General features: G+C 63.1%; 25 protein-coding genes. 17 read left to right on the forward strand and 8 right to left on the reverse strand.

Going from position 1 to position 24,404, the window contains the following annotated elements:
• The first annotated feature begins 116 nt into the window (after positions 1-116).
• From gshA to SR858_RS02085, 10 genes are all read left to right on the forward strand, one after another.
• Complete coding sequence (gshA, locus tag SR858_RS02040) at positions 117-1,418, forward strand: glutamate--cysteine ligase (protein WP_019924467.1); 1,302 nt, start codon at positions 117-119, stop codon at positions 1,416-1,418.
• 43 nt (positions 1,419-1,461) lie between these two features.
• The gene (gshB, locus tag SR858_RS02045; protein ID WP_019924466.1) at positions 1,462-2,409 is read left to right on the forward strand and encodes a glutathione synthase; all 948 of its coding nucleotides are present in this window, start codon (positions 1,462-1,464) and stop codon (positions 2,407-2,409) included.
• Between the two features lie 72 nt (positions 2,410-2,481).
• Positions 2,482-2,883 carry a PTS sugar transporter subunit IIA gene (locus tag SR858_RS02050; RefSeq protein ID WP_026637766.1) on the forward strand — a complete coding sequence of 134 codons (402 nt, stop codon included), beginning with the start codon at positions 2,482-2,484 and terminating at the stop codon, positions 2,881-2,883.
• Between the two features lie 65 nt (positions 2,884-2,948).
• Positions 2,949-3,218 (forward strand): HPr family phosphocarrier protein, encoded by a 270-nt coding sequence (locus tag SR858_RS02055; protein WP_019924464.1) that lies wholly within the window; start codon positions 2,949-2,951, stop codon positions 3,216-3,218.
• A 44-nt stretch (positions 3,219-3,262) separates the two neighbouring features.
• On the forward strand, positions 3,263-5,011 hold the full coding sequence (gene ptsP, locus SR858_RS02060; RefSeq protein ID WP_019924463.1) for a phosphoenolpyruvate--protein phosphotransferase: 1,749 nt from the start codon (positions 3,263-3,265) through the stop codon (positions 5,009-5,011).
• A 78-nt stretch (positions 5,012-5,089) separates the two neighbouring features.
• The gene (gene metX, locus SR858_RS02065; RefSeq protein WP_084670178.1) at positions 5,090-6,259 is read left to right on the forward strand and encodes a homoserine O-succinyltransferase MetX; all 1,170 of its coding nucleotides are present in this window, start codon (positions 5,090-5,092) and stop codon (positions 6,257-6,259) included.
• Positions 6,256-6,864, forward strand: coding sequence for a methionine biosynthesis protein MetW (gene metW, locus SR858_RS02070; protein WP_019924461.1), 609 nt, complete (start codon positions 6,256-6,258; stop codon positions 6,862-6,864). Before metX ends, metW begins: the two co-directional genes overlap by 4 nt.
• Positions 6,864-8,120 carry an AmpG family muropeptide MFS transporter gene (locus tag SR858_RS02075; RefSeq protein WP_019924460.1) on the forward strand — a complete coding sequence of 419 codons (1,257 nt, stop codon included), beginning with the start codon at positions 6,864-6,866 and terminating at the stop codon, positions 8,118-8,120. The genes metW and SR858_RS02075 overlap by 1 nt, the downstream gene beginning before the upstream one ends.
• Entirely contained in the window at positions 8,107-8,997 is an 891-nt protein-coding gene (locus SR858_RS02080; RefSeq protein WP_019924459.1) for a M48 family metallopeptidase, read from the forward strand. Before SR858_RS02075 ends, SR858_RS02080 begins: the two co-directional genes overlap by 14 nt.
• Positions 8,997-9,911: a pseudouridine synthase gene (locus SR858_RS02085; RefSeq protein WP_019924458.1), complete on the forward strand. Its 915-nt coding sequence runs from the start codon at positions 8,997-8,999 to the stop codon at positions 9,909-9,911. Before SR858_RS02080 ends, SR858_RS02085 begins: the two co-directional genes overlap by 1 nt.
• 4 nt (positions 9,912-9,915) lie before the next feature.
• On the opposite strand, the gene SR858_RS02090 is transcribed toward SR858_RS02085, so the two are convergent.
• The 3 genes from SR858_RS02090 to SR858_RS02100 form a co-directional block, all read right to left on the reverse strand.
• Entirely contained in the window at positions 9,916-10,320 is a 405-nt protein-coding gene (locus SR858_RS02090) for a PIN-like domain-containing protein (protein WP_026637765.1), read from the reverse strand.
• Positions 10,321-11,010 (reverse strand): DUF433 domain-containing protein, encoded by a 690-nt coding sequence (locus SR858_RS02095; RefSeq protein WP_019924456.1) that lies wholly within the window; start codon positions 11,008-11,010, stop codon positions 10,321-10,323.
• Positions 11,011-11,098: 88 nt separating this feature from the next.
• Positions 11,099-11,872 carry an exodeoxyribonuclease III gene (locus SR858_RS02100; RefSeq protein ID WP_019924455.1) on the reverse strand — a complete coding sequence of 258 codons (774 nt, stop codon included), beginning with the start codon at positions 11,870-11,872 and terminating at the stop codon, positions 11,099-11,101.
• 96 nt (positions 11,873-11,968) lie between these two features.
• Between SR858_RS02100 and pyrE the strand changes: the two genes are divergently transcribed.
• Both pyrE and SR858_RS02110 read left to right on the forward strand, forming a co-directional pair.
• A complete protein-coding gene (gene pyrE / locus SR858_RS02105; RefSeq protein ID WP_019924454.1) occupies positions 11,969-12,634 on the forward strand; it encodes an orotate phosphoribosyltransferase in 666 nt (221 codons plus the stop codon).
• Positions 12,635-12,715: 81 nt separating this feature from the next.
• The gene (locus SR858_RS02110; protein WP_019924453.1) at positions 12,716-13,087 is read left to right on the forward strand and encodes a hypothetical protein; all 372 of its coding nucleotides are present in this window, start codon (positions 12,716-12,718) and stop codon (positions 13,085-13,087) included.
• 2 nt (positions 13,088-13,089) lie between these two features.
• Here the strand turns inward: SR858_RS02110 and SR858_RS02115 are convergent, their stop codons facing one another.
• On the reverse strand, positions 13,090-14,025 hold the full coding sequence (locus SR858_RS02115) for a sodium-dependent bicarbonate transport family permease (protein WP_019924452.1): 936 nt from the start codon (positions 14,023-14,025) through the stop codon (positions 13,090-13,092).
• A gap of 109 nt (positions 14,026-14,134) precedes the next feature.
• Here SR858_RS02115 and SR858_RS02120 point away from each other — a divergent pair, with 109 nt between their 5' ends.
• Positions 14,135-15,100: a LysR family transcriptional regulator gene (locus SR858_RS02120; RefSeq protein ID WP_019924451.1), complete on the forward strand. Its 966-nt coding sequence runs from the start codon at positions 14,135-14,137 to the stop codon at positions 15,098-15,100.
• Positions 15,101-15,224: 124 nt separating this feature from the next.
• Here the strand turns inward: SR858_RS02120 and SR858_RS02125 are convergent, their stop codons facing one another.
• The 4 genes from SR858_RS02125 to gatC form a co-directional block, all read right to left on the reverse strand.
• Complete coding sequence (locus tag SR858_RS02125) at positions 15,225-15,614, reverse strand: hypothetical protein (protein ID WP_019924450.1); 390 nt, start codon at positions 15,612-15,614, stop codon at positions 15,225-15,227.
• A gap of 55 nt (positions 15,615-15,669) precedes the next feature.
• A complete protein-coding gene (gene gatB / locus SR858_RS02130; protein WP_322534604.1) occupies positions 15,670-17,145 on the reverse strand; it encodes an Asp-tRNA(Asn)/Glu-tRNA(Gln) amidotransferase subunit GatB in 1,476 nt (491 codons plus the stop codon).
• 5 nt (positions 17,146-17,150) lie between these two features.
• Positions 17,151-18,635, reverse strand: coding sequence for an Asp-tRNA(Asn)/Glu-tRNA(Gln) amidotransferase subunit GatA (gene gatA / locus SR858_RS02135; protein ID WP_019924448.1), 1,485 nt, complete (start codon positions 18,633-18,635; stop codon positions 17,151-17,153).
• 200 nt (positions 18,636-18,835) lie between these two features.
• Positions 18,836-19,138: an Asp-tRNA(Asn)/Glu-tRNA(Gln) amidotransferase subunit GatC gene (gatC, locus tag SR858_RS02140; RefSeq protein WP_026637763.1), complete on the reverse strand. Its 303-nt coding sequence runs from the start codon at positions 19,136-19,138 to the stop codon at positions 18,836-18,838.
• A 318-nt stretch (positions 19,139-19,456) separates the two neighbouring features.
• Here gatC and SR858_RS02145 point away from each other — a divergent pair, with 318 nt between their 5' ends.
• The 4 genes from SR858_RS02145 to mrdA all read left to right on the forward strand — a co-directional run bounded on the left by SR858_RS02145 (position 19,457) and on the right by mrdA (position 24,400).
• On the forward strand, positions 19,457-20,497 hold the full coding sequence (locus SR858_RS02145) for a rod shape-determining protein (RefSeq protein WP_019924446.1): 1,041 nt from the start codon (positions 19,457-19,459) through the stop codon (positions 20,495-20,497).
• Between the two features lie 93 nt (positions 20,498-20,590).
• Positions 20,591-21,898 carry a rod shape-determining protein MreC gene (gene mreC / locus SR858_RS02150; protein WP_019924445.1) on the forward strand — a complete coding sequence of 436 codons (1,308 nt, stop codon included), beginning with the start codon at positions 20,591-20,593 and terminating at the stop codon, positions 21,896-21,898.
• Entirely contained in the window at positions 21,895-22,407 is a 513-nt protein-coding gene (gene mreD / locus SR858_RS02155) for a rod shape-determining protein MreD (RefSeq protein WP_019924444.1), read from the forward strand. Before mreC ends, mreD begins: the two co-directional genes overlap by 4 nt.
• Before the next feature lie 13 nt (positions 22,408-22,420).
• Positions 22,421-24,400, forward strand: a complete 1,980-nt coding sequence (mrdA, locus tag SR858_RS02160) for a penicillin-binding protein 2 (RefSeq protein ID WP_019924443.1) — start codon at positions 22,421-22,423, stop codon at positions 24,398-24,400.
• The last annotated feature ends 4 nt before the right edge of the window (positions 24,401-24,404 follow it).

Below are 24,404 nucleotides of genomic sequence, written 5' to 3' on the forward strand. Positions count from 1 at the left end.
TTTATTTCCGCCTTTAAAATAGGGTTATCGCCCCGATGTAGGTTGTCCACAAGGTAATATTCGGTGTTTCAGCGTGCCTGGAGGGTCGTCCTCCCGCATCATTTAAGGAAGTAAACATGGTTCCCCATCTCGCCACGGCCCTGACCGGCCCGCTCCACGACCTCGAAGAAAAGATCCTGGCCGCCACTCCCGCCATCGAGCGCTGGTTCCGCCTCGAGTGGCAAGAGCACACGCCGCCATTCTATTGCTCGGTCGATATGCGCAACGCCGGCTACAAGCTGGCGCCGGTGGACACCAACCTGTTTCCCGGCGGTTTCAACCACCTGGCGACCGAGATGCTGCCGTTGTCGGTGCAGGCCGCCATGGCCGCGATCGACAAGTATTGTCCCGACGCGCGCAACCTGCTGATGATCCCGGAAATCACCCAGCGCCACCCCACGTACTGGCAAAACGTCGCCCGCCTGATGCAGATTTTCCGCCAGACCGGCTTGCACGTGCGCCTCGGTTCGCTGTCGCCCGAGGTGACGCAGCCCACGCCGATCGCACTGCCGGACGGCAATATGCTGGTGGTGGAACCGCTGGTCCGCTCGGCCAACGGCCGCCGCGTGGGGCTGAAAGACTTCGATCCGTGCACGGTGCTGCTCAATAACGACCTGTCGGCGGGCATCCCCGACATCCTGCAGAATATTCACGAACAAAGCCTGCTGCCGCCGCTGCACGCGGGCTGGGCACTGCGCCGCAAGAGCAACCACCTGAACGCCTACGACGAAGTGGCGAAGAAATTCGGCAAGCTGATCGGTGTGGATCCGTGGATGTTCAACCCGCTGCACGCCAAGTGCGATGCAGTGAATTTCCGCACCGGCGAGGGCTACGAATGCCTGGCCGCCAATGTCGATACGCTGCTCTCGAAGATCAAGAAGAAATACAAAGAGTACGGCATGAAGGAACAAAAGCCGTTCGTGATCATCAAGCCCGACGCCGGCACCTATGGCACCAGCATCCTGACCATCAAGGATTCCAGTGAAATCAAGGACTTGACGCAGGCCCAGCGCGACAAGATGATCGTCATCAAGGATGGCAAGGAAGTGACCGACTTCATCATCCAGGAAGGCGTGCCCACCTTCGAGAGCATCAAGGACGATGTGGCCGAGCCGGTCGTGTACATGATCGACCGCTACGTAGTCGGTGGTTTTTACCGCGTCCATGCCGAAAAAGGCGTCGACCAGAACCTCAATGCGCCCGGCTCGCAGTACGTGCCGCTGGCGTTCGCGCAGCAGCACGCGGTGCCCGATTTGAAGGCCAAACCGGGCACGGCAGCGCCCAACCGGTTCTATGTGTACGGCGTGGTGGCACGGCTGGCGCTGCTGGCGGCGTCGCTGGAGATGGAGCGCACCGACCCCAATCCGGAAGTGTATTGAGAATCTCGGCTAAAATCAGATCTTCACCAAACCGGAAGCATCCATGAAAATCGCTTTTCTCGCAGATCCGTTAGCCACGTTCAAGACTTACAAGGACTCCACCTACGCCATGATGGTCGAGGCCAACCGGCGCGGCCACACCGTGTATGCCTTCGAGCAAAAGGATATGGCAGTGCTGGGCGGTATCGCCACGGCCAAGGCGTCGCAGATCAGCTTTACCGGCGACGCTACCGACTGGTACCGCGCCGCGCCGGCGGTGGAAACCAACCTGGGCGAGTTCGACGCCATCGTCCAGCGCAAGGACCCGCCGTTCGACATGGAATACATCTACGGCACTTACATGCTTGAGCTGGCCGAAGCCCAGGGCGCCAAAGTATTCAACAAGCCGTCGGCCATTCGTGACCACAGCGAAAAGCTGGCGATTGCCCAGTTCCCGCAATACACGTCGCCCACCCTGGTGACGGCCGACGAGGCCCGCATCCGCGCCTTCCAGGCCGAGCATGGCGATATCATCCTGAAGCCGCTCGATGGCATGGGCGGCACCGGCATCTTCCGCGTCAAGCCCGATGCCATGAATCTGGGCGCGATTATCGAGACACTGACCCAAAATGGTGCAACCACCATCATGGCGCAGCGCTTCATCCCGGACATCGCCAAGGGCGACAAGCGCATCCTGGTCATCGCCGGCAAACCGGTGCCGTTTTCGCTGGCGCGCATTCCGCAAAACGGCGAAGTGCGCGGCAACCTGGCGGCCGGCGGCCTCGGTGTGGCCCAGCCATTGACCGAGCGCGATTTCGAGATCGCCAACGCCATCGGCCCGACCCTGGCTGCCCGCGGTTTGCTGCTGGTGGGCCTGGACGTGATCGGCGACTGCCTGACGGAAGTCAACGTCACCAGTCCAACCTGCTTCCAGGAAATTACCCAGCAAGCGGGCTTCCCGGTGGCAGCCACCTTCATCGACGCGGTGGAAGCGGCCGTGTCGGCAGGTTAAAAAAGATGCAAATTCAAAATAATTTTGCCGGACGGTCGCAATTTAGTCCGCGCTCACTGGCGGATTAAGAATATGGTTGGCATACTGCTTATGACGCACGCGCCGCTGGGACAGGCATTTATTGCCGCCTGCGCCCACGTGTTTCGTGGTCCCACCGAGCTACTGGAAGCGATCGACGTGATTGCCGACCAGGATCTCGGCCAGGTCCAGCAACTGGCGGCGGCGGCGATCAAACGGCTCGACGACGGCGATGGCGTGCTGGTCATGACGGACGTGAAGGGCGGTACGCCGTCCAATTGCTGCGACCGGTTGGCGGACGCGGGCAGGGTGGAAGTGATCGCCGGCATCAGCTTGCCGATGTTGTTGCGGGCCATCACCTACCGCCGCGATACGTTGGACGTGGTCGTCGAGATGGCCCTGGCCGGTGCGCAAAGTGGGGCGGTGCGTGTCGATAACCGGATTCGCGTCGGATAAATTCGACTGGCGCGGGATTTTTAGAGTGCGGCTTTCTCGCAGTTTTTCGAAGAGACAATATAAAAATGATTCAGCAAGAACTTGAGATTATCAACAAGCTCGGCCTGCACGCACGCGCGTCCGCCAAATTCACCCAGCTGGCCGCCAAGTTCCAGAGCGATGTCTGGCTGAGCCGCAATTCCCGCCGCATCAACGCCAAGTCCATCATGGGGGTGATGATGCTGGCTGCCGGCAAGGGCGCCAAGGTCCTGCTCGAAGCGGACGGCGCCGACGAGAAGGAATGCATCGCCGCCCTCACTGCACTGGTCAACGACAAGTTTGGCGAAGGCGAGTAATGCCTTCGGATCGCGGCCGTTCCCGTCCTTATTCCGGCGCCCCCATGGCTTCGTTTACCCTGCACGGCATCCCGGTGTCGCGCGGGATAGCGATTGGCCGCGCCCACAAGCTGGCGCCTGCCGCGCTCGACGTCAAGCACTACCTGGTGGCCGAGGAGCATCTTGAAGCCGAAGTGCTGCGCCTGCAGCAGGCGCTGGCCCAGGTGCACAAGGAACTGCAAACCCTGTGGAACGAGCTGCCCAAGGATGCCCCGACGGAACTGGGCGCGTTCATCGACGTCCACGCGCTGATCCTGTCCGACCCCATGATTTCCGAGGCGCCGCTCGACATCATCCGCGCGCGCCACTACAACGCCGAATGGGCGCTGCTCACCCAGATCGATGAACTGTCGGCGCAGTTCGACGAGATCGAAGACCCGTACCTGCGCGAGCGCAAGGCCGACATCCAGCAGGTGGCCGAGCGGGTGTTAAAAGTACTGATGGGCACCGAGCAGATATTGCCGCCGCCGGTCAAGCTGGGCGACGACGAATTCCAGCCGCAGATGATCATCGTCGCGCACGACATCTCGCCGGCCGACATGCTGCAGTTCCGCGACCGCTCGTTCATCGGTTTTGTCACCGATGTCGGCGGCCAGAACTCGCACACGGCCATCGTCGCCCGCAGCCTCGACATCCCGGCCGCCGTGGGCATGTCGGGCGCCTCGACCCTGATCGAGCAGGACGACTGGCTGATCATCGACGGCGACGCCGGCGTGGTCATCGCCAACCCCAGCGTGGTGGTGCTCGAGCAGTACCGCGACCGCCAGAACGCAGCGATCCGCGCCCGCAAGAAGCTGGGCAAGCTCAAGAAAACCCCGGCCATCACGAAAGACGGCACCGAGATCACGCTGCTGGCCAATATCGAGCTGCCCGACGACTGCCCGGCCGCGATGGAGGCGGGCGCCAATGGCGTCGGCCTGTTCCGCTCCGAGTTCCTGTTCATGGGCCGCAAGGGCAAGATGCCGTCCGAGGACGAGCAGTTCGAGCAGTACAAGAAGGCCGTGGTGGCCATGAAAGGCCGCCCGGTGACGATCCGCACGCTCGACATCGGCGCCGACAAGCCGCTCGACCAGGCCGAGCACACGGCATTGAACCCGGCGCTGGGCCTGCGCGCGATCCGCTACTGCCTGGCCGAGCCGCAGATTTTTCTGATCCAGCTGCGCGCCATCTTGCGCGCGTCGGCGTTCGGCAAGGTGCGCATCCTGATCCCGATGCTGGCGCACGCGTTCGAGATCGACCAGTCGCTGGCAATGATCGCGCAAGCGAAGGCCGAGCTGCGCGAAGAACACGTCAAGTTCGACGAGAACGTCGACGTGGGCGCGATGATCGAAATCCCGGCCGCCGCGCTGGCGCTGCCGATGTTCGTCAAGCGTATGAACTTCCTGTCGATCGGCACCAATGACCTGATCCAGTACACGCTGGCGATCGACCGGGTTGATTATGAGGTCGCACACCTTTACAATCCGCTGCATCCGGCTGTGCTGCAATTGATCGCCATGACGATTGCGGCCGGGCATAAAGCCGGGATCGACGTCGCCGTGTGCGGCGAAATGGCGGGCGACGTCAAGCTCACCCGCCTGTTGCTGGGCCTGGGACTGCGCGAGTTCTCCATGCATCCGGCGCAACTGCTCTCGGTCAAGCAGGAAATCCTGAACAGCGACCTTGCGCGCATCATGCCGCAAACCCGCAAGATCATGCGCTCGATGGAACCTGGTGTAATTGCAGACGCGGTCGAACAATTACAGCTCTTGTAAGTCGGTGGGACCCATCCTCGCGGTCCCACCTTGATAGATGGCCCGTGGGGCCGCCCCAATAAAAAAATCGAAACCATCATGTCATCCCTGGGATACGTCACCCCGCAAACCATGCACTTCGCCGAACCGTTGCCGCTGCAAAGCGGCGCGCAGCTGCGCGACTACATGCTGATGTACGAAACCTACGGCACCCTGAACGCCGACAAATCGAACGCGGTGCTGGTCTGCCACGCCCTGAACGCCTCGCACCACGTGGCCGGCGAATACGAAGGCAAACCGAAAAGCACCGGCTGGTGGGACAATATGGTCGGCCCGGGCAAGTCGCTCGATACCGACAAGTTCTTCGTCATCGGCATCAACAACCTCGGCTCGTGCTTCGGCTCCACCGGCCCGATGCACACCAATCCCGCCACCGGCAAGCCGTACGGCGCCACCTTCCCGGTCGTCACCGTGGAAGACTGGGTCAGCGCCCAGGCGCGCCTGGCCGACCGGCTGGGCATTACCCAGTTTGCCGCCGTGATGGGCGGCTCGCTGGGCGGCATGCAGGCGCTGGCCTGGAGCATCATGTACCCGGACCGCCTGCGCCACTGCGTGGTGATCGCGTCCACCGCCAAGCTGTCCGCGCAAAACATCGCCTTCAACGACGTCGCCCGCCAGGCTATCCTGTCCGACCCCGACTATCGCGGCGGCGACTTTTACGAGTACGGCGTGGTGCCGAAAAACGGCTTGCGGGTCGCGCGCATGGTCGGTCACATCACCTACCTGTCGGACGACGACATGGCCGAAAAATTCGGCCGCAAATTGCGCGCCGTGGCCGACGACATTGCTGCCACCGGCACCTATAAATTCGACTTCGGCGTGGACTTCGAGATCGAATCGTACCTGCGCTACCAGGGCGACAAGTTCAGCGAATACTTCGACGCCAACACGTACCTGTTGATCACCAAGGCGCTCGACTACTTCGATCCGGCGCGCCACCACGGCGGCGACCTGTCGAAGACGCTGGCCGCCACGCGCGCCAATTTCTTCCTGGCGTCGTTCACCACCGACTGGCGCTTCTCGCCCGAGCGTAGCCAGGAGATCGTCAAGGCCCTGATCGACAACCGCCGGCAAGTGACTTACGCCGAAATCGACGCCCCCCATGGCCACGACGCCTTCCTGCTGGAAGACCCGCGCTACCTGAACCTGGTGCGTGCGTACTACGACCGGGTCTGGAATGACATCAACGCAGTCAAGGAGGCCGCATGAATTTCGACGACTTGAGCGCGGCCCGTCCCGATCTCGCCTTTATCGCCCACTGGGTGCCGGCCAACGCGCACGTGCTGGACGTCGGCTGCGGCGACGGCGTGATGATGGACTACCTGCAAAGCGACAAGCGCTGCAGCGGCTACGGCATCGAGATCGCCGACGACAAGGTGCTGGCCAGCACCCGCCGCGGCGTGCAGGTGGTGCAGCAGGATATGGAAAAAGGCCTGGCGCTGTTTGGCGATAACAGTTTTGACACCGTGCTGTGCCTGTCGTCGCTGCAGATGATGAAGCACGTGGAAGCGCTGCTGCGCGACATCGTCCGGGTGGGCAAGGAGGTGATCGTCTCGTTTCCCAACTTCGCCTACTGGCCGCACCGCGTGGCGCTGCTGCGCGGACGCATGCCGGTGTCGAAATCGCTGCCGTACGAATGGCACGACACGCCCAACCTGCGCTGCGCCACCATCAACGATTTCCGCGACCTCGCGCACGACTGCGGCGTCGAAGTGATCGACTGCGTGGCGCTGGCCGAAGGCAAGCGCGTCGATTTCCTGCCCAACCTGCGCGGCGATTTGGCGGTATTCCGCCTTCGCAAGAAAGCCCATTGATGAACGCCCCGGAACAGAAGAAAAGCTGGATCAGTTACCTGAACGGCCGCACCATTTCCATCCTGTTCCTGGGCTTTAGCTCCGGCCTGCCGCTGTACACGCTGATCTACCTGATGCAGGCGTGGCTGGCCACGGCCGGACTCGATGTGAAGGCGCTCGGCCTGTTCGGCCTGATGACGTTCCCGTACACTTTCAAATTCCTGTGGGCGCCGCTGATGGACCGCTACAGCATCGGGCGCCTGGGCCGGCGCCGGGGCTGGATGGCGGTCACGCAGATCGGCCTGTTCCTGGTGATCGGCGGCGTGGGCATGTTCGATCCGAAGCAGGAGCTGTCCCTGATCGTGCTGGCGGTGGCGGCGATCGCCTTCCTGTCGGCCAGCCAGGACGTGGTGGTGGACGCCTATCGCCGCGAAATCCTGGCCGAGGAAGAGCAGGGCCTGGGCGCGGCCATTATCGTCAATGCCTACAAGGCGGCCAGCCTGATTCCCAGCGCGCTGGGACTGGTACTGGCGGACAGCATGTCGTGGCAGGCCGTGTTCTGGATCGTGGCCGCGTTCATGCTGCCCGGTTTCATCTGCACCTTGCTGGCCAGGGAGCCGGCCGTGTATGGCGCACCACCAAAAAACCTGGAGGAAGCGATCGTCCTGCCGTTCAAGGAATTCATCCAGCGCGACGGCTTGAAACAGGCGATCATTATCATCATGTTCGTGCTGCTGTATAAAATCGGCGACACCATGGCCACCGCCTTATCGACCAAGTTCTTCCTCGATATCGGTTTTACCACCAAGCAGATCGGCCTGGCCGCCAACGCCACCGGCTGGTGGGCCAGCCTGGCCGGCGGCGCGGTGGGCGGCATCTGGATGATCAAGCTTGGCATCAACCGCGCGCTGTGGGTATTCGGCGTGTTGCAGGCGATCGCGATTCTTGGTTTTGCCTGGCTGGCCAAGGTGGGGCCCGACCCGTTCCTGCTGAGCGCCGTGTTCGGCTTCGAGGCGTTCGCCAGCCTGGGGCTCGGTTCGGCGGCACTGGTGGCGTTCATGTCGCGCGCCACCGACCCGCGCTACACGGCTACCCAGTACGCGTTGTTTTCCAGCCTGGCAGCGGTGCCGCGCACATTCATCAATGCGTCGGTAGGGTATATTGTCGCGGAAACCGGCTGGTTCTGGTTCTTTATGGTCTGCTTCATGCTGGCCTTTCCAGCCATGCTGATGCTCCCGAAAATCGCTCCATGGAATAAACGAGATGAAAAAGCTTAAATTCAAGAGCGCCGCGCTGGCGCTGGCCTGCGCGATCAGCGTGCTGCCGGCGCTGCCGGCCCTGGCCCAAAACGACGGCATCCCGGTCGAGAGAATGTCGCGCATGCGCAGCATCGGTGGCGACGCCGACCAGGTCAACCAGCAGTCCAAACTGCAATATGACCAGATGCTCAAGCAGGCCCACGAAAAAGACGCTGTGGCCACCGACAGCAATCCACAATTGATACGGCTGCGCGCGATTGCCAACCGCCTGATCCCGTTTACCAAGCGCTGGAATCCGGATTCCGCCAACTGGAAGTGGGAAGTGAACCTGCTCAATTCGCCCACCGTCAATGCATTCTGCATGCCGGGTGGACGCATCGCCTTTTACAACGGTATCCTGACCAAGCTCAATCTCACCGACGACGAAGTTGCCGCCGTGATGGGCCACGAAATCGCCCACGCGCTGCGCGAGCATGCGCGCGCGCAGGCCGGCAAGAACGCCGTCACCAGCACCGTTGCACGCGTGGGCGGCTCGCTGCTGGCCGGCTACTTCGGCCTCGACCCGCGCCTCGGTGACGCTGGCGGCAGCGCCGTGGCGCAGGTCTCGGCATTAAAATTCTCGCGCAATGACGAATCCGAAGCCGACCTGGTAGGCCTGGACCTGGCCGCCCGTGCCGGCTACGATCCGCGCGCCGGCGTGGCGCTGTGGCAGAAGATGGCGGCCGTGAACAAGAGCCAGCCGATCGGCTTCCTGTCCACCCACCCGACCGGCAGCGACCGCATCAAGAACATGAACGACCACATGAACCTGGTGCTGCCCGTGTACGCGCGCGCCAAGGGGCTCGACGTCAACAAGCTGCCGCCATACCGTTCGCTGGCGCTGCCGAAATCCTGATGTCGGCGCCGTCCCCGGCGCATCGTCAGCAGCATCCGCTGCCGATGCGCGACGGTGTCGCGCCCAGCTATTTATGGCTGCCTGAAGGCCAGTGGCCCGACATGATCACCTTCCTGGCCGCGCATTTTGCCGACGTACCGGAATCCACCTGGCGCGAACGCATGGCGCGCGGCCACGTGGTCGATGGCGACGGCAAACCACTGGCGCCGCACAGTGCCTACCGGCGCGGCATGCGCATCTTTTACTACCGCGAGTTGGACGAAGTCGAAACGCCAATCCCGTTCCAGGAAGAGATCCTGTTCATGGACGACCACCTGGTGGTGGTGGACAAGCCGCATTTTCTGCCGATGACGCCGACCGGGCGCTTTCTGCACGAGACGCTGCTGGTGCGGCTGAAAAAGACGCTGGGAGAACCGGCGTTGACGCCGATCCACCGTCTCGACCGGGAGACTGCCGGCGTGGTGATCTTCTCGCGCCGCCAGGAGAGCCGGGGCGCGTACCAGTCGCTGTTCCAGCAGCGCGTGATCGAGAAAGAATACGAAGCGCTGGCGCCGCGCCTGGACGGCGTGCAGTTCCCGTTCACGTATCGCAGCCGCATGGTCGATGGCGACAAGTTCTTCATCATGAAGCAGGAGGAGGGCGCACCGAATTCGGAGACCATCATCGACGTCATCGAACACCGGATGGAGCACACGCGTTACCGCCTGTTCCCCCACACGGGCCGCAAGCACCAGCTGCGCCTGCACCTGTCCTCGCTGGGCATCCCGATCCTGAACGACGCCTTTTATCCAGTGGCATTGCCAAGCGGGCCTGACGACTACGCCAAGCCGCTCAAACTGCTGGCCCGCCGCATCTGCTTCCTCGACCCGCTCAGCGGCGACTGGCGCGAATTTTCCAGCCAGCGCAGTTTGTAGGGTATTAAAACGGGACGGCCTGGAACTTGGCTACCGGGGAGTGCTTAAACGGTACGCGATAGGCGCCGCCAGCGACCAGTTCTGAATAGGCCACTACCTGTGGCCACCATTTGACCAGACGTTCCGACTGCGCCCAGAACCTTTGAGTGGACCACTGTGCATCGAGAATGAACACGGTGTGCCCCGCGCGCCGGATGGCCTCACGTTCAGCGCCGTGCTGTTTCTTGAAACGATCGATGGAAATAATGTACCACTGTCCATCCTGGGCCAGCTCGCCAATCCAGGTCAGATCTTTCGCGTCCCGCGCGAAGCGGTCGGTCAAGTGGATGACGTTTTCTACTTGAGGAGCAACCTTCGATAATTCCCTGATGCCGTGGGCAAGATAGGGCGATAAATATCGAAGAATAATTCAAGCTGCGAGTCTTTCTTCGAAGTCGATGGCTTCGGTTACCATCCTCGGCGTGATATCGAAGACTCTGGACACCATGTCCTTGTCCCGGCCTTCCGCGAGAAACGAGGCGTAAATGGTGTCGGTGGGAATGCCGGCGCTGGCGATGATCGGGGTGCCGAATTGCAGCGCGGGATCGAGCACGATGGTCTTGCGTTTGCCCAGTGGGAACCAGCGCACGGCACTCTCCTCATCGTACTCGATGCCGACGTACAGGGACGAACTGACGATGTCCGCGAAAACAAATTGCCTGTGCACGACATCGACGATCTTTTCATCGCCGGTGGCCGCTTCCACCGCTTGCAGAAAGATGCGCTTGCCATCGGTGCGGAACTGGCGGTTGGTCAGCGGATAATCGTTGCCGAAGTATTCAGTAGCGGCTTCAATCGTGGCGCGGATGACATTAAGGTCCACACCGTGCTCGACAAACGCCGCCACCATGCGCAGCTCCAGCAAGTCGCGAAAACCAATGACCTCGCCTGGCAAGTCCTGGCCGGTGAACTGCGTGGTCCATAAGGGCTCCGACCGCACATGCTCGCCTTTGTATTTGCGCGTGTAACCTTGCAGCCAGCGTCGCAGTGAGCGCGAATCCGTCCCGACCAGGCGTGCAGCCTGGTGCAGCGGGTAGATGCCGGTGCCGATGAGGTCCATGAGGTCGATGAAAGAGCAATATGCGTGTGGTTGACGTTATCAGAACCCCCGCGCTTGATCAATCTTTACGCGCAGCGGTGCGCAAAAATCACTCGTGCGCGTAGTCGATAATCAGCGGCGCATGATCGGAAAATTTCTCTTCCTTGTACACGGCCACAGTGGTGGCGCGGGCGGCGATGCCGGGGGTGGCGACGTGGTAGTCGATGCGCCAGCCGACGTTCTTGGCGTAGGCCTGGCCGCGGTTGCTCCACCAGGTGTACTGCTCTTCGCGCGGGTCGAGGCCGCGGTGCACATCGACATAGCCCACTTCGTCGAAGATGCGGGTCATCCATTCGCGCTCTTCGGGCAGGAAGCCGGAGTTTTTCTTGTTGCCTTTCCAGTTCTTGAGGTCGATCTCTTTATGGGCGATGTTCCAGTCGCCGCAGATCACCACTTCGCGGCCTTCCGCGTGCAGCAGTTGCAGGTGCGGCAGGAACAGGTCCATGAAGCGGAACTTGGCTTCCTGGCGCTCGGGGCCGGACGAGCCGGACGGGCAGTACACGGAAATCACGGTCAGGTTGCCGAAGTCGCAGCGCACGTAGCGGCCTTCGCGGTCGAACTCGGGAGCGCCGAAGCCGATCACCACGCGGTCCGGCTCGATGCGGCTGTAGATGCCGGTGCCTGAGTAGCCTTTTTTCTCGGCGTAGTGGAAGTGGCCGTGGTAGCCGCCCGGGTTGAGGAATTCCGGCGTCATGTCCGGCGCTTGCGCCTTGAGCTCCTGGACGCAGACGAAATCGGCATCCTGCTTGGCCAGCCAGGTGAAAAAGCCCTTGGACGAGGCGGAGCGGATGCCGTTCAGATTGGCGGAGATGATTTTTGGCATGGGAACAAGTGCTTGAAAAAGCGTCGAAATTTTGGAATGCGTTAGTGTAGCGGTAAAATACCGGCACCTTCCAGAATTGAATAGAAATGAGGCAGCATGAGCAATTTACGTCAGGATTTCATCGCGTTTTCGGTCAAGACCGGGGTGTTGCGCTTTGGCGAGTTCACCACCAAGGCCGGGCGCCAGTCGCCGTACTTCTTCAACGCCGGCCTGTTCCATGACGGCGCCACGCTGGCCCAGCTGTCGCAGTTTTACGCGCAAACCCTGCTCGACTCGGGCGTGGAATTCGACATGCTGTTCGGACCCGCCTACAAGGGCATCACGCTGGCCTCGGCCACCGCGATGGCGCTGGCCGGCAAGGGGCGCAACACGTCGTTTGCCTACAACCGCAAGGAAGCCAAGGACCACGGCGAAGGCGGCACCCTGGTCGGCGCCAAGCTGGCCGGCAAGGTGGTCATCATCGACGACGTGATCTCGGCCGGTACCTCGGTGCGCGAGTCGGTGGACATGATCCGCGCTGCCGGCGCCGAGCCGTGCGCCGTGCTGATCGCGCTCGACCGTATGGAGCGTGCGGGCAAGGACGGCCAACTGTCACCGAACTCGGCGGTGCAGGAAGTGGCATTGCAATACAACATCCCGGTCATTTCCATCGGCAACCTCGACGACCTGTTCGGCTACCTGAACGGCGCCGGCGCCGATCCGCAGCTGCTGCAACACAAGGAAGCGGTGGCCACCTATCGCGAGCGCTACGGAATTGCATAAAGTGCTACATTGGTAGACATCCATATTTCTATGGTGTAACCTTTTAGCGCGGCGTGCAGACCGTGGACAATTGAGGCGCACATGAATATTGCAACATTGAAAGTACACGGCGGCGATGACGGCCTGGCCGACATCCGCGACGGCTTGCCGATCGAGCCCGATGGCGACTGGCGCAAAGGTGACGTCAAGCCGGACGGCCGGGTACGCATCGATTCCGGCTTCTACGTGCGCCTCGCAACCGATGACAATCCTGACGAGCTGCTCAAGGCGATCCGTACCTTCCTGGCCGAATCGTCCGCGCGCGGCATCCACTTCGAGCGCGCCGACGTGGCGGCCGAGCTGCGCATCTCGTTCAGCTCCGAACGCGGCGCGGACACGCCCACGCTCGACTTCTCGCTGGCGGACCTGACCCTGCTGGTGGAAATGGGCATCAACCTCAGCATTACGGCCTGACCTCAGAGTCCCAGCCACAGCCGGTACAGCGGCAACCCCAGTAGCACATTGACCGGGAACGTGATGCCCAGCGCAGCGAGCATCGCCAGTCCGATGTCGGCTTGCGGGATGGCGGCGCGGATCGCTGCCGGCGCCGCGATGTAGGACGCGCTGGCCGTGAGCGCCGCCAGCACCAGCGTGGTGCCCGGTGGCAGTCCCAGCAAGGTGGCGACGGCGATGCCGGCCCAGGCCAGCACGAACGGCGCCACCGCTGCGAACACCATCAGCCGCCAGTGCTGCAACGGCAGTGGCCGGCACACGCGCGCCGTGCACAGGCCCATTTCCAGCAAGAAGATCGCCAGCATCGCCTTGAACCCGCCCAGCATGACCGGCGCGATCGGCGCCATGCCGTGCGGCCCGTACAAAGCGCCGATCAGCACGCCGCCGCCAAGCAGCACCACGCCGCGGCTGGTGAGCGCTTCGCGCCAGATGGCCATGCCGCCGTGGGCCGACGTTGCGCCACCCTGGCGCCGGTGGTGCAACCACAGCATCACCACGATGGCCGGCAGTTCCAGCATCACCAGGTACAAGGTGGTTTGCGGACTGACGGCCAGGCCCTCGTGTTCGGCCAGGGCCAGGGCCACGGCAAAGGTGCCGGCGCTGACCGAACCGTAGTGGGCTGCAATGCTGAGCGCGTTGGGACGGTCGAGCCGCACCAGGCGGCGCAGTACCGGGTAGCACAGCAGCGGCAGCGCCACGCCGAGCGCGGCCACCACCAGCAGTTCGACCACGATGGCGCCGGTGACATGGCCGTGCAGCGCCATGCCGCCTTTTAAGCCGAGCACCAGCATCAGCAGGATGGCCAGCGTGTCGTACGTGGGAGAGGGCAGTTTCAGGTCTGATTTGACGAGGCCTGCGCACAGGCCGAGGGCAAAGAAAGCGATAACGATGTCGGGCATGAAGAGAAGTTTCTAATTGGAATGCTCGTCATTGTGCCCAGCGCAGCGTATATTGAATAATAAAACCTTCTGCAATAGGGCATAGAGCATCATCTATGCATCGACCACCATGAACATCCGCCACCTGAGTTTTCGCCTGCTGCAAATCTACGTTCAAGTGGTGCGCAGCGGCAGCATTTCCGCCGCTGCCCGCGCCATGCACCTGACCCAGCCCACGGTCTCGCTGCAAATGAAACGGCTGGCGGAGGCGGTCGGCGCGCCGCTGTTCGAGCAGCGCGAAGGGCGCTTCGAGCGCACTGCCGTGGGCGAAGAACTGTTTTGCGCCGCCTGCGACGTGCTGGGCCGCTTCGACGATTTCAACGGCTACCTGGAGCGCGCGCGCGGCGGCGCGTCCGGCCACATTAACGTGGCCGTGGTCACCACGGCGAAATACGTTTTGCCGCGCATCATGGGCGCCTTTTACCGGCAGTTTCCCGAGATCGGCATCACGCTCAGCGTGGGCAACCGGGCCCAGATTGTCAGCCGCTTCGAGCGCCAGGAGGATGAACTCTATGTGTTCAGCCATCCGCCGAGCGGCCCGCAGGTGCAGGCCGCGCGCATCCTGCGCAATCCCTTGCAGATGATTGCGCCGCTCGATCACTGGGCCGCTGGCGGGCCGCCGGTGACGATGGCGCAGTTGCGCGGCGAGCGTTTCCTCGTGCGTGAGCCGGGGTCGGCCACGCGGATGATGTTCGAGTCGTGGCTCAGCGCCCAGGGCATGGATCTCGGCAACACCATGCAGGTCGAGAGCAACGAGGCGATTCGCCTGAGCGTGGCGTCGGGGTTGGGGGTGTCGGTGATTTCCGAGCACACCTTGCAGGAGGGCCGCGAACGGCTGGCGGTGCTGCCGGTGGCCGGCTTTCCGCTCGAGAGCAACTGGTACCTGGTGGCGCGCAAGGACCGCCGCCTGTCGGCGCCGGCGCACAGCCTGATCCGGTTTATCGCCGGCCACCTGCACGAGTGCGTGGAACCCGACTGGGTGGCGCCCGGCATTGCCGGGCTGGACGCGCAGTTCATGCCGGCTGCGCGTGCCTGAACCGTTACTCCAGCTTCCAGACGTACATCTCTTGAGCCACGATTCGACCGGCTTCGAACGCTGCCAGGCGTTGCAAATTGTAGCAAGAGCGTAACCACCGTTTGCGCGCGGCGCGGCATTGCCCTCAGCGCGCGCGGTGCCGCCGGAACCAGCGCGACAGCGCCCACCACGCCAGGGCGGGAACGATCCAGATCAGCGGCACCGCGTAGTACGGCAGGTGCAAGGTGTTGTTGCCGGCCAAAACCAGCGTGAGCATCAGGCTGGCAGCGAGTCCCAGTCCCATGCACAGTTGATGCGCCCACGGCGCGCGCGAACGGAACAGGCTGATCACGTACGCGAACAGCAACAGCAGGGTGGGGATCATGCCAAACAAGACGATGGTGGCGGTGCCAGGCGGGGGATGGGCGCTGGCGTCGGTGGCCGCGATGGCCAGCAGCAGTGCCGCACAACCGCGCCTGCACAGCAGGTTCGCAGATTGTTGCGCCCTGCCTGGTGCGGGGTATGCGTGGTGCATGGTGGCCCGGTGGTAGGGGACGGCGCTCGGCAGGATGCCGGCGCCGGTCCGTGGTTTAACCGGCCAGCTTGGCCTTCAGCAGCTCGGTCAGCTGGGCCGGGTTGGCTTTGCCGCGCGAGGCTTTCATGGCCTGGCCGATCAGGGCGTTGATCGCTGCTTCCTTGCCGGCGCGGTACTGCTCGACCGACTTGGCGTTGGCAGCGAGCACTTCGTCAACGATCGCTTCGAGCGCGCCCGTGTCCGAAATCTGTTTTAGGCCTTTCGACTCGATCAGCGCATCGACCAGGTTGTCGTCGTCGGACTTGGCCGCCCACATGTCGCCAAACAGTTCCTTGGCGGTCTTGTTGTTGATGGTGCCGTCGGCGATGCGCTTGAGCATCAGCGCCAGTTGCGCCGGTTTGACTGGTGCGTCGCCGATATCGACACCTTCGCGGTTGACGGTGGACGAGACGTCGCCCATCAGCCAGTTGGCGGCGGCCTTGGCGTTGTCCTTGCCGGCCGCATCGACCACGGCCACGAAATAGGTGGCCATCGCTTTCGAGGCGGTCAGCACCAGCGCGTCGTACTCGGGCAGCGCGTAGTCGGAAATGAAGCGCGCGCGCATGGCGTCCGGCAGTTCCGGCATCGCAGCTTTCACCTGTTCGATCCAGGTGTTGGAGATGACCAGCGGCGGCAAGTCCGGGTCGGGGAAGTAGCGGTAGTCCTGCGCGTCTTCCTTGCTGCGCATTTCGCGCGTTTCCTTGCGGTCCGGGTCGTACAGGCGCGTCGCTTGCACGACCTTGCCGCCGTCTTCGATCAGCTCGATCTGGCGGCGCACTTCGACGTGCACGGCTTCCTCGATGAAGCGGAACGAGTTCAGGTTCTTGATTTCGCAGCGGGTGCCGAATTCAAGCTGTCCTTTCGGGCGGACGGACACGTTGATGTCGCAGCGGAACGAGCCTTCCTGCATATTGCCGTCGCATACACCGAGCCACATCACCAGCGAGTGCAGGGCCTTGCAGTAGGCCACCGCTTCGGCGGCGCTGCGGATTTCCGGTTCCGAGACGATTTCCAGCAGCGGCGTGCCGGCGCGGTTCAGGTCGATGCCGGACATGCCGGCGTAATCTTCGTGCAGCGATTTGCCGGCGTCTTCTTCGAGGTGGGCGCGCGTGAGGTTGACGGTCCTGGTGACGAACTGGCCGTCCTTTTCGTAGCCGAACGTGACCGCGCCGCCGATGACCACCGGGTCTTCGAACTGGCTGATCTGGTAGCCCTTGGGCAAGTCCGGATAAAAATAGTTTTTGCGAGCGAAGATCGAGGCCGGCGCGATTTTCGCGCCCACGGCCAGGCCGAAGCGGATGGCGCGATCGACGGCCTGCTTGTTCATGACCGGCAGCACGCCCGGCAGCGCCAGGTCCACGGGGCTGGCCTGGGTGTTGGGGGCCGCGCCGAACGTGGTCGGCGAGCCGCTGAAGATTTTTGATGCGGTGGTGAGCTGCACGTGGTTCTCAACACCGATGACGACTTCCCATTCCATATTGTTCTCGCTTATGTTCTTTAGATACCGCTCGGTGCGCGGGTGTGCCAGTCGGTCGCCTGCTGGTAGGCGTGGGCGACGTTGAGCAGCTTGGCTTCGCCGAAATGCTGGCCGATGATTTGCAGGCCCACCGGGCGGTTGGCGTTCTTCTCGCCCTGGCCGAAACCGACCGGGATCGACATGCCGGGCAAACCGGCCAAGCTGGTGGACAAGGTAAAGATGTCGGCCAGGTAGGCGGCGACCGGGTCGTCGGACTTGTCGCCCAGGTCCCAGGCCACGGTCGGGGCCACCGGTCCCATGATGACGTCGCACACGGCGTCGGGGCCGTTCAGTACCGCTTCGAAGTCCTGCGCGATCAGGCGCCGGATCTTTTGCGCCTTGAGGTAGTAGGCGTCGTAGTAGCCGTGGCACAGCACGTAGGTGCCGACCATGATGCGGCGTTTGACTTCGGCGCCGAAACCTTCGGCGCGGGTTTTGCGGTACATGTCGCCCAGGTCCTTGTAGCCATCGGCGCGGTGGCCGAAGCGCACGCCGTCAAAACGCGACAGGTTCGATGACGCTTCGGCCGGGGCGATCATGTAGTAGGCCGGAATCGACAGCGCCGTGTTGGGCAGCGAAATATCGACCAGGGTGGCGCCCAGTTCCACGTACTTGGCCAGCGCGGCGCGCACAGCGTCTTCCACGTCCTTGGCCAGACCTGCGCCGAAGTACTCTTTCGGCACGCCGATGCGCAGGCCGGTCAACGGCTGGCCCAGCTCGCGCGTGAAGTCTTCGTCGATGCCGCCCAGTTCGGGCGTCAGGCTGGTGGAATCGCGTTCGTCGAAACCGGCCATGGCGTTGAGCAGCAGGGCGCAGTCTTCAGCGGTTTGCGCCATCGGGCCGCCCTGGTCCAGCGACGAGGCAAACGCGATCATGCCAAAGCGCGACACGCGGCCATAGGTCGGCTTGATGCCGGTGATGCCGCAGAACGCGGCCGGCTGGCGGATCGAGCCGCCGGTGTCGGTGCCGGTCACGCCTGGCGCCAGGCGCGCGGCCACGGCAGCGGCCGAACCGCCGGACGAGCCGCCCGGTACCGCGGTCTTGTCCCAAGGATTCTTGACGGCGCCAAAGGCCGAGTTTTCATTGGCCGAGCCCATGGCGAATTCGTCGCAATTGAGTTTGCCCAGCGTGACCATGCCGGCGGCGCGGAACTTTTCCACGACGGTGGCGTCGAACGGGCTCACATAGTTGGCCAGCATCTTCGAGCCGGCGGTGGAGCGCCAGTCGCGGGTGACGAAAATATCCTTGTGGGCGATCGGTACGCCGGTGAGCGGCGTGGCGGTGCCATTGGCGATACGTTCGTCGGCCTCGGCGGCCTGGGCCAGGGTGAGGGCGCGGTCCACGTGCAGGAAGGCATTCAGGTCGCTTTGCTCGATACGGTCGAGGAAATGCGTGGCCAGCTCGGTGGCGGTGATGGCTTTGCTTTGCAGCAACGCGGACAGCTCTTTGATAGTTTTGGTGTGCATGGCGTTCAATTCAGAATTCGTGGTGCCTTGGTTGTCAGTCGTACAGGTACCGATGACCGTTTTGTTACCCGCCGCTCCGTCATTCCCGCGCACGCGGGAATCCATGGAACGCTGGCATGGCAAACTCGGTATGGATTCCCGCTTTTGCGGCGGTCCGCCGAAGCGGAATGATGGCTTATCGGTCGCGGGCGGCGGACGCGTTACTCAATCACCTTCGGCACCAGGTACAACCCATCCTGGGTCTTCGGCGCCACGGCCTGGTAGTCGTCACGGCGGTTGGCTTCGGTAGCGACGTCTTCACGCAGGCGCAGGGCGATATTATTCATGTGGGCGGCCAGCGGGTGGCTCAGCGGGGCCACACCGTCGGTATCGACTGCCTGCATCTGCCCGGCCAGCGCGAAAATGCCGTTCAGTTGGTCGAGAGCGGTGGCGCTCTGCGCGTCGCTCATCTCCAGTTGTGCCAGCTTGGCAATACGTGTTACGTCGGATAGGGTCAGGGACATGGCGTAGGGCGCGGGGGAAGCCGCGCAAATGTTTAAATTGTTACAATGATAAAAACTTGAAATTCCGCTAAATCGCCGGTAAAAGCCGACGATTGCCGCTTATCTTGCGGACTCGACTGATACACTTTCGGGCCGATTTTCGGTAAATCGCATTCAAATTATAAGGTAGAATGGCGGGTTGATGCGTTGCCGGCGCTGAATCATTGCTGCTGCAGCATTTAAGAATCTCGAAAAAACTGTTGCGCAGGTTTTTCAAGCTTCCCTTCACGGATTTCCTTATAACGGTTACGCGCACGTCAGTGGCGCCACAGGACACACATGTTTGGTTTTTTACGCAGGTATATTTCCACCGATCTGGCCATCGACTTGGGCACGGCCAACACTCTGATCTACGTACGCGGCCAGGGCATCGTCCTGGATGAACCGTCGGTCGTTGCGATCCGCCAAGAGGGCGGCCCGAACGGCAAGAAGACGATCCAGGCAGTCGGCAAGGAAGCAAAGCAGATGCTGGGCAAGGTTCCCGGCAATATCGAGGCGATCCGCCCGATGAAAGACGGCGTGATCGCCGACTTCACCGTCACCGAGCAAATGCTCAAGCAGTTCATCCGCATGGTGCACGACTCCAAGTTCTTCCGTCCGTCGCCACGCATCATCATTTGCGTGCCGTGCGGTTCCACCCAGGTGGAACGCCGCGCGATCCGCGAATCGGCGCTGGGCGCGGGCGCTTCGCAAGTGTACCTGATCGAGGAACCGATGGCAGCGGCCATCGGCGCCGGCCTGCCAGTGTCGGATGCCACCGGTTCGATGGTGGTCGATATCGGCGGCGGCACCACCGAGGTGGGCATCATCTCGCTGGGCGGCATGGTCTATAAAGGCTCCGTGCGCGTCGGTGGCGACAAGTTCGATGAAGCGATCGTCAACTACATCCGCCGCAACTACGGCATGCTGATCGGCGAGCAGACCGCCGAGGCGATCAAGAAGGCCATCGGTTCGGCCTTCCCGGGTTCGGAAGTGAAGGAAATGGAAGTCAAGGGCCGCAACCTGTCCGAAGGCATTCCACGTTCGTTCACCATTTCGTCGAACGAAATCCTCGAAGCGCTGACCGACCCGCTCAACAACATCGTCTCGGCCGTGAAAAACGCGCTGGAACAGACCCCGCCCGAACTGGGCGCCGACATCGCCGAAAAAGGCATGATGCTGACCGGCGGCGCGCTGCTGCGCGACCTCGACCGCCTGCTGATGGAAGAAACCGGCCTGCCGGTGCTGGTGGCCGAAGATCCGCTCACCTGCGTGGTGCGCGGCTCGGGCATGGCGCTCGAGCGCATGGACCAGCTGGGATCGATCTTCTCCTACGAGTGATCCGATAGATAAAACCGGGGCCGCTAAGCGGCCCCGGTTCATTGGGTGAGTTGACAGTCTGGTTGGCGCGGGAGCGCCGGATTATTGAAAGTCATGGAATACAGTCCTCCGCCACTTTTCAAGCAAGGCGCTTCGGCGCGGGTCAAGATGACGGTGTTCGCCTGCATATCGATCGTGCTGCTGCTGGTCGATTCGCAGATGCGCACCCTGGGCACGGTGCGCCAGGTCGTCGGCACCGTGCTGCACCCGCTGCAAATGGTGGCACTGCTGCCGCGCGACGCCATCTATGGCGCCGGCGATTATTTCTCCTCGCTCGCGGAGATGAAAAAACAGGTCGATGAACTCAAGCGCCAGCAGATCGCCGATGCCCAGGCGCTGCAGCAGGCGCAGTTGCGCACGGCCGAAAACAACCAGTTGCGCCGCCTGATGGGCGCGCGCGAGCAGGTACCCACCAAGTCGATGCTGGCCGAAGTGCTGTACGACGCGCGCGACGCCAGCAGCCGCAAGATCATCCTCAACCGGGGCAGCAACAGCGATGTCTCGCTGGGACTGCCCGTGATTGACAACCAGGGCGTGGTGGGGCAGGTCACGCGCGTGTTCCCGTTCACGTCGGAAGTCACGCTGCTCACCGACAAGGACCAGGCCATTCCCGTGCAACTGCTGCGCAACGGCTTGCGCAGCGTGGCCTATGGCCGCGGCAAGATCGGCTCACTGGAACTGCGCTTCACTGCGCCCAACGCCGATATCAAGGTCGGCGACATCGTCGTCACGTCCGGCCTCGATGGCATATACCCGGCCGGCCTGGCCGTGGCCCGCGTGACGCAGGTGGACAGCAATGCCAACGGCGCTTTTGGCGGCGTGATCTGCCAGCCGCTGGCCGGCATCCAGAACAACCGCCAGTTGCTGATCCTGATGTCGCCACCCGAAATCGCGCCACGTCCGCCCGACGAAGAACCACGCGTGCCGCGCAAGGGGAATAACCGCATGGCGCCGATCAAGGATCCGGTCAAGGAAGAGGCGCCGGCGGCTGGTGCTGCGCCTGCCGCCGGTACGGCTGCTGCCACGGGTTCCGACCTGATACCGAAGGCGCCGGCTGCGACGCCGCCAGCCGCAGCGCCGGCAACTGGTGCGCCAACTGCCGCCACGCCAGTTGCTACGCCGGCTGGCGGCACGCCTACTGCTGCTACCCCAGCCACCAGAGTGCCCGCCATCGGCACGCCAACTGCTGCTACCCCGACCACCAGAGCGCCCGCCACCGGAGCACCCGCCGCCGGTACGCCGGCTGTCACCCCGCCAGCGGCAAGGACGCCAGCCACCGTCCCCGCCAACAGGGCACCTGCCACCGGAGCGCCGGCCGCCGGAGCGCCGGCCGCCACCCCCACCAAGGAACCGGCCCGATGAACCGTCCTCACTACATTCTTCTGCCGGTCAGCCCGCTGTTCATCGCTTTCAGCCTGCTGTGCGCCTTTTTACTGAACCTGCTGCCGTGGGGCCACCTGATCGGCGTGCCCGATTTCGTCGCGCTGGCGCTGGTGTTCTGGGGCGTGCACCAGCCGCGCCGCGTCGGCATCGGCACGGCCTTTTTCCTCGGCCTGCTGATGGACGTGCATGACTCCACCCTGCTGGGCGAGAACGCGCTGTCGTACACCTTGCTGTCGTACTTCGCCATCATGCTGCACCGGCGCGTGACCTGGTTCCCGCTGGCGACCCAGGCCACGCACGTATTCCCGCTGCTGGTCATGGCGCAGTCGGTGCAGCTGCTGGTGCGCTTCTTCGCGTCCGGCCAGTCGCCGGCGTGGTATTTCTTCCTGGAGAGCGTGGTGGCCGTATGCCTGTGGCCTGTGGCGTCTTGGCTGCTGCTGGCGCCGCAGCGGCGCGCGGTGGACCGCGATCACACGCGGCCGATCTGACGGTTGGTAGTGCATGACTGAGCTCAAGGACAACCAGCTGGAACTGCACAAGTTCCGTCTGCGCCTGACGGTGGTGGGCGGCGTGGTGCTCACCTGCTTTGTCCTGCTGCTGGCGCGCCTGGTGTGGCTGCAGGTGATCAAGCACGAGGACTACGCCGTCAAGGCCGAGGACAACCGCATCTCGCTCGTGCCGATCCAGCCCAACCGGGGCCTGATTGTCGATCGCAACGGCGTGGTCCTGGCCCGCAACTACTCGGCGTACACGCTCGAGATCACGCCATCGAAACTCACCGCCTCGCTGGACGAGACCATCGACGCGCTGTCGAAATTGGTGGCGATCGACATCAAGGACCGCAAGCGCTTTCGCCACCTGCTCGAAGAATCGAAACGCTTCGAGAGCGTGCCGCTGCGCACCCGCCTGACCGACGAGGAGGTGGCGCGTTTCACGGCCCAGCATTTCCGCTTTCCCGGCGTGGAAATCCAGGCGCGCCTGTTTCGCCAGTATCCGCTGGGCGAAACCGCTTCGCACGTGATCGGCTTCATCGGCCGCGTCAACCAGGCCGAGGCCCGTGCCCTGGCCGACAGCGACCAGGGCGCCAACTACAACGGCGCCGACCATATCGGCAAGGAAGGCATCGAGAAAAGCTACGAGCGCCAGTTGCACGGCACCACCGGCTTTGAGGAGGTGGAAGTATCGGCTGGCGGGCGCGCCGTGCGCACGCTGTCGCGCCGCAACGCCACGCCCGGCAGCAACCTGATCCTGTCGATCGACATCGAACTGCAAAAGGTGATCGAGGAAGCGTTCGGCGAATGGCGCGGCGCGCTGGTCGCCATCGAGCCGGAGACGGGAGACATCCTGGCCTACGTCTCGCGCCCGGGGTTCGACCCCAACCTGTTCGTCGATGGCATCGACACCCAGAGCTGGAACGAACTCAATACCTCGCTCGACCGGCCGATGGTGAACCGTCCGCTGTCGGGCACCTACCCGCCTGGATCGACCTTCAAGCCGTTCATGGCGCTCGCTGCCCTGGAGCGCGGCTACCGCACGCCGGGCCAGAGCATCCACGACGCCGGCTTCTTCACGCTGGGCGGCCACCGCTTCCGCGACGACAAGCCGGGCGGCCACGGCACGGTGGACATGTTCAAGTCCATTTCGGAGTCGTGCGACACCTATTACTACATCCTCGGCAACGAGATGGGCATCGACACCATCAGCGAATTCATGAAGCCGTTCGGCTTCGGCCAGCTGACCGGCATCGACCTCGAACACGAAAAGCAGGGCGTGCTGCCGTCGAAAGAGTGGAAACGCAACCGCTTTAAAAAGAACGCGGCCGCGCAGCGCTGGCAGCTCGGCGACACCATTTCGATCAGCATCGGCAACGGCTATAACAACTACACGCCGCTGCAGATGGCGCACGCAGTGGCCAACCTGGCCAACAACGGTGTGGTGATGAAGCCGCACCTGGTGAAAATCCTCGAGGACGGCGGCACCCATGCGCGCCAGCTGACAGTGGCGCGCGAGAGCTACCGCATCCCGCTCAAGCAGCAGAACGTCGATTTCATCAAGAGCGCCATGGTGGGCGTGACCACCGGCGGCACCGCCAGCAAGGTATTCGCCAACGCCGGCTATGTCTCGGGCGGCAAGACCGGCACCGCGCAACTGTTCGCCATAAAGAAGAACGAGAAGTACAACGCCAAGCTGGTGGCCGCGCACCTGCGCGACAATGCGCTGTATACGGCCTTTGCGCCAGCCGACAAGCCGCGCATCGCGATTGCGGTGGTGGTGGAGAACGGCGGCTTTGGCGCCGCCGTGGCCGCGCCGATCGTGCGCAAGGCGCTCGACTTCTACCTGCTGGGCAAGCGCCCGAACCAGAAAGACACCACGCCGGTGCCGAAGGAAGACGCCGTGCTGCGCTCGGTGGAGGACATCGAGGCCGAACATGGCGTGGTCGAACCTAAACCGGGTGTGGACACCCCGGGCAATACCGAATAAGGAA

This window comes from Duganella zoogloeoides (assembly GCF_034479515.1).
GTDB lineage: Bacteria > Pseudomonadota > Gammaproteobacteria > Burkholderiales > Burkholderiaceae_D > Rugamonas > Rugamonas zoogloeoides.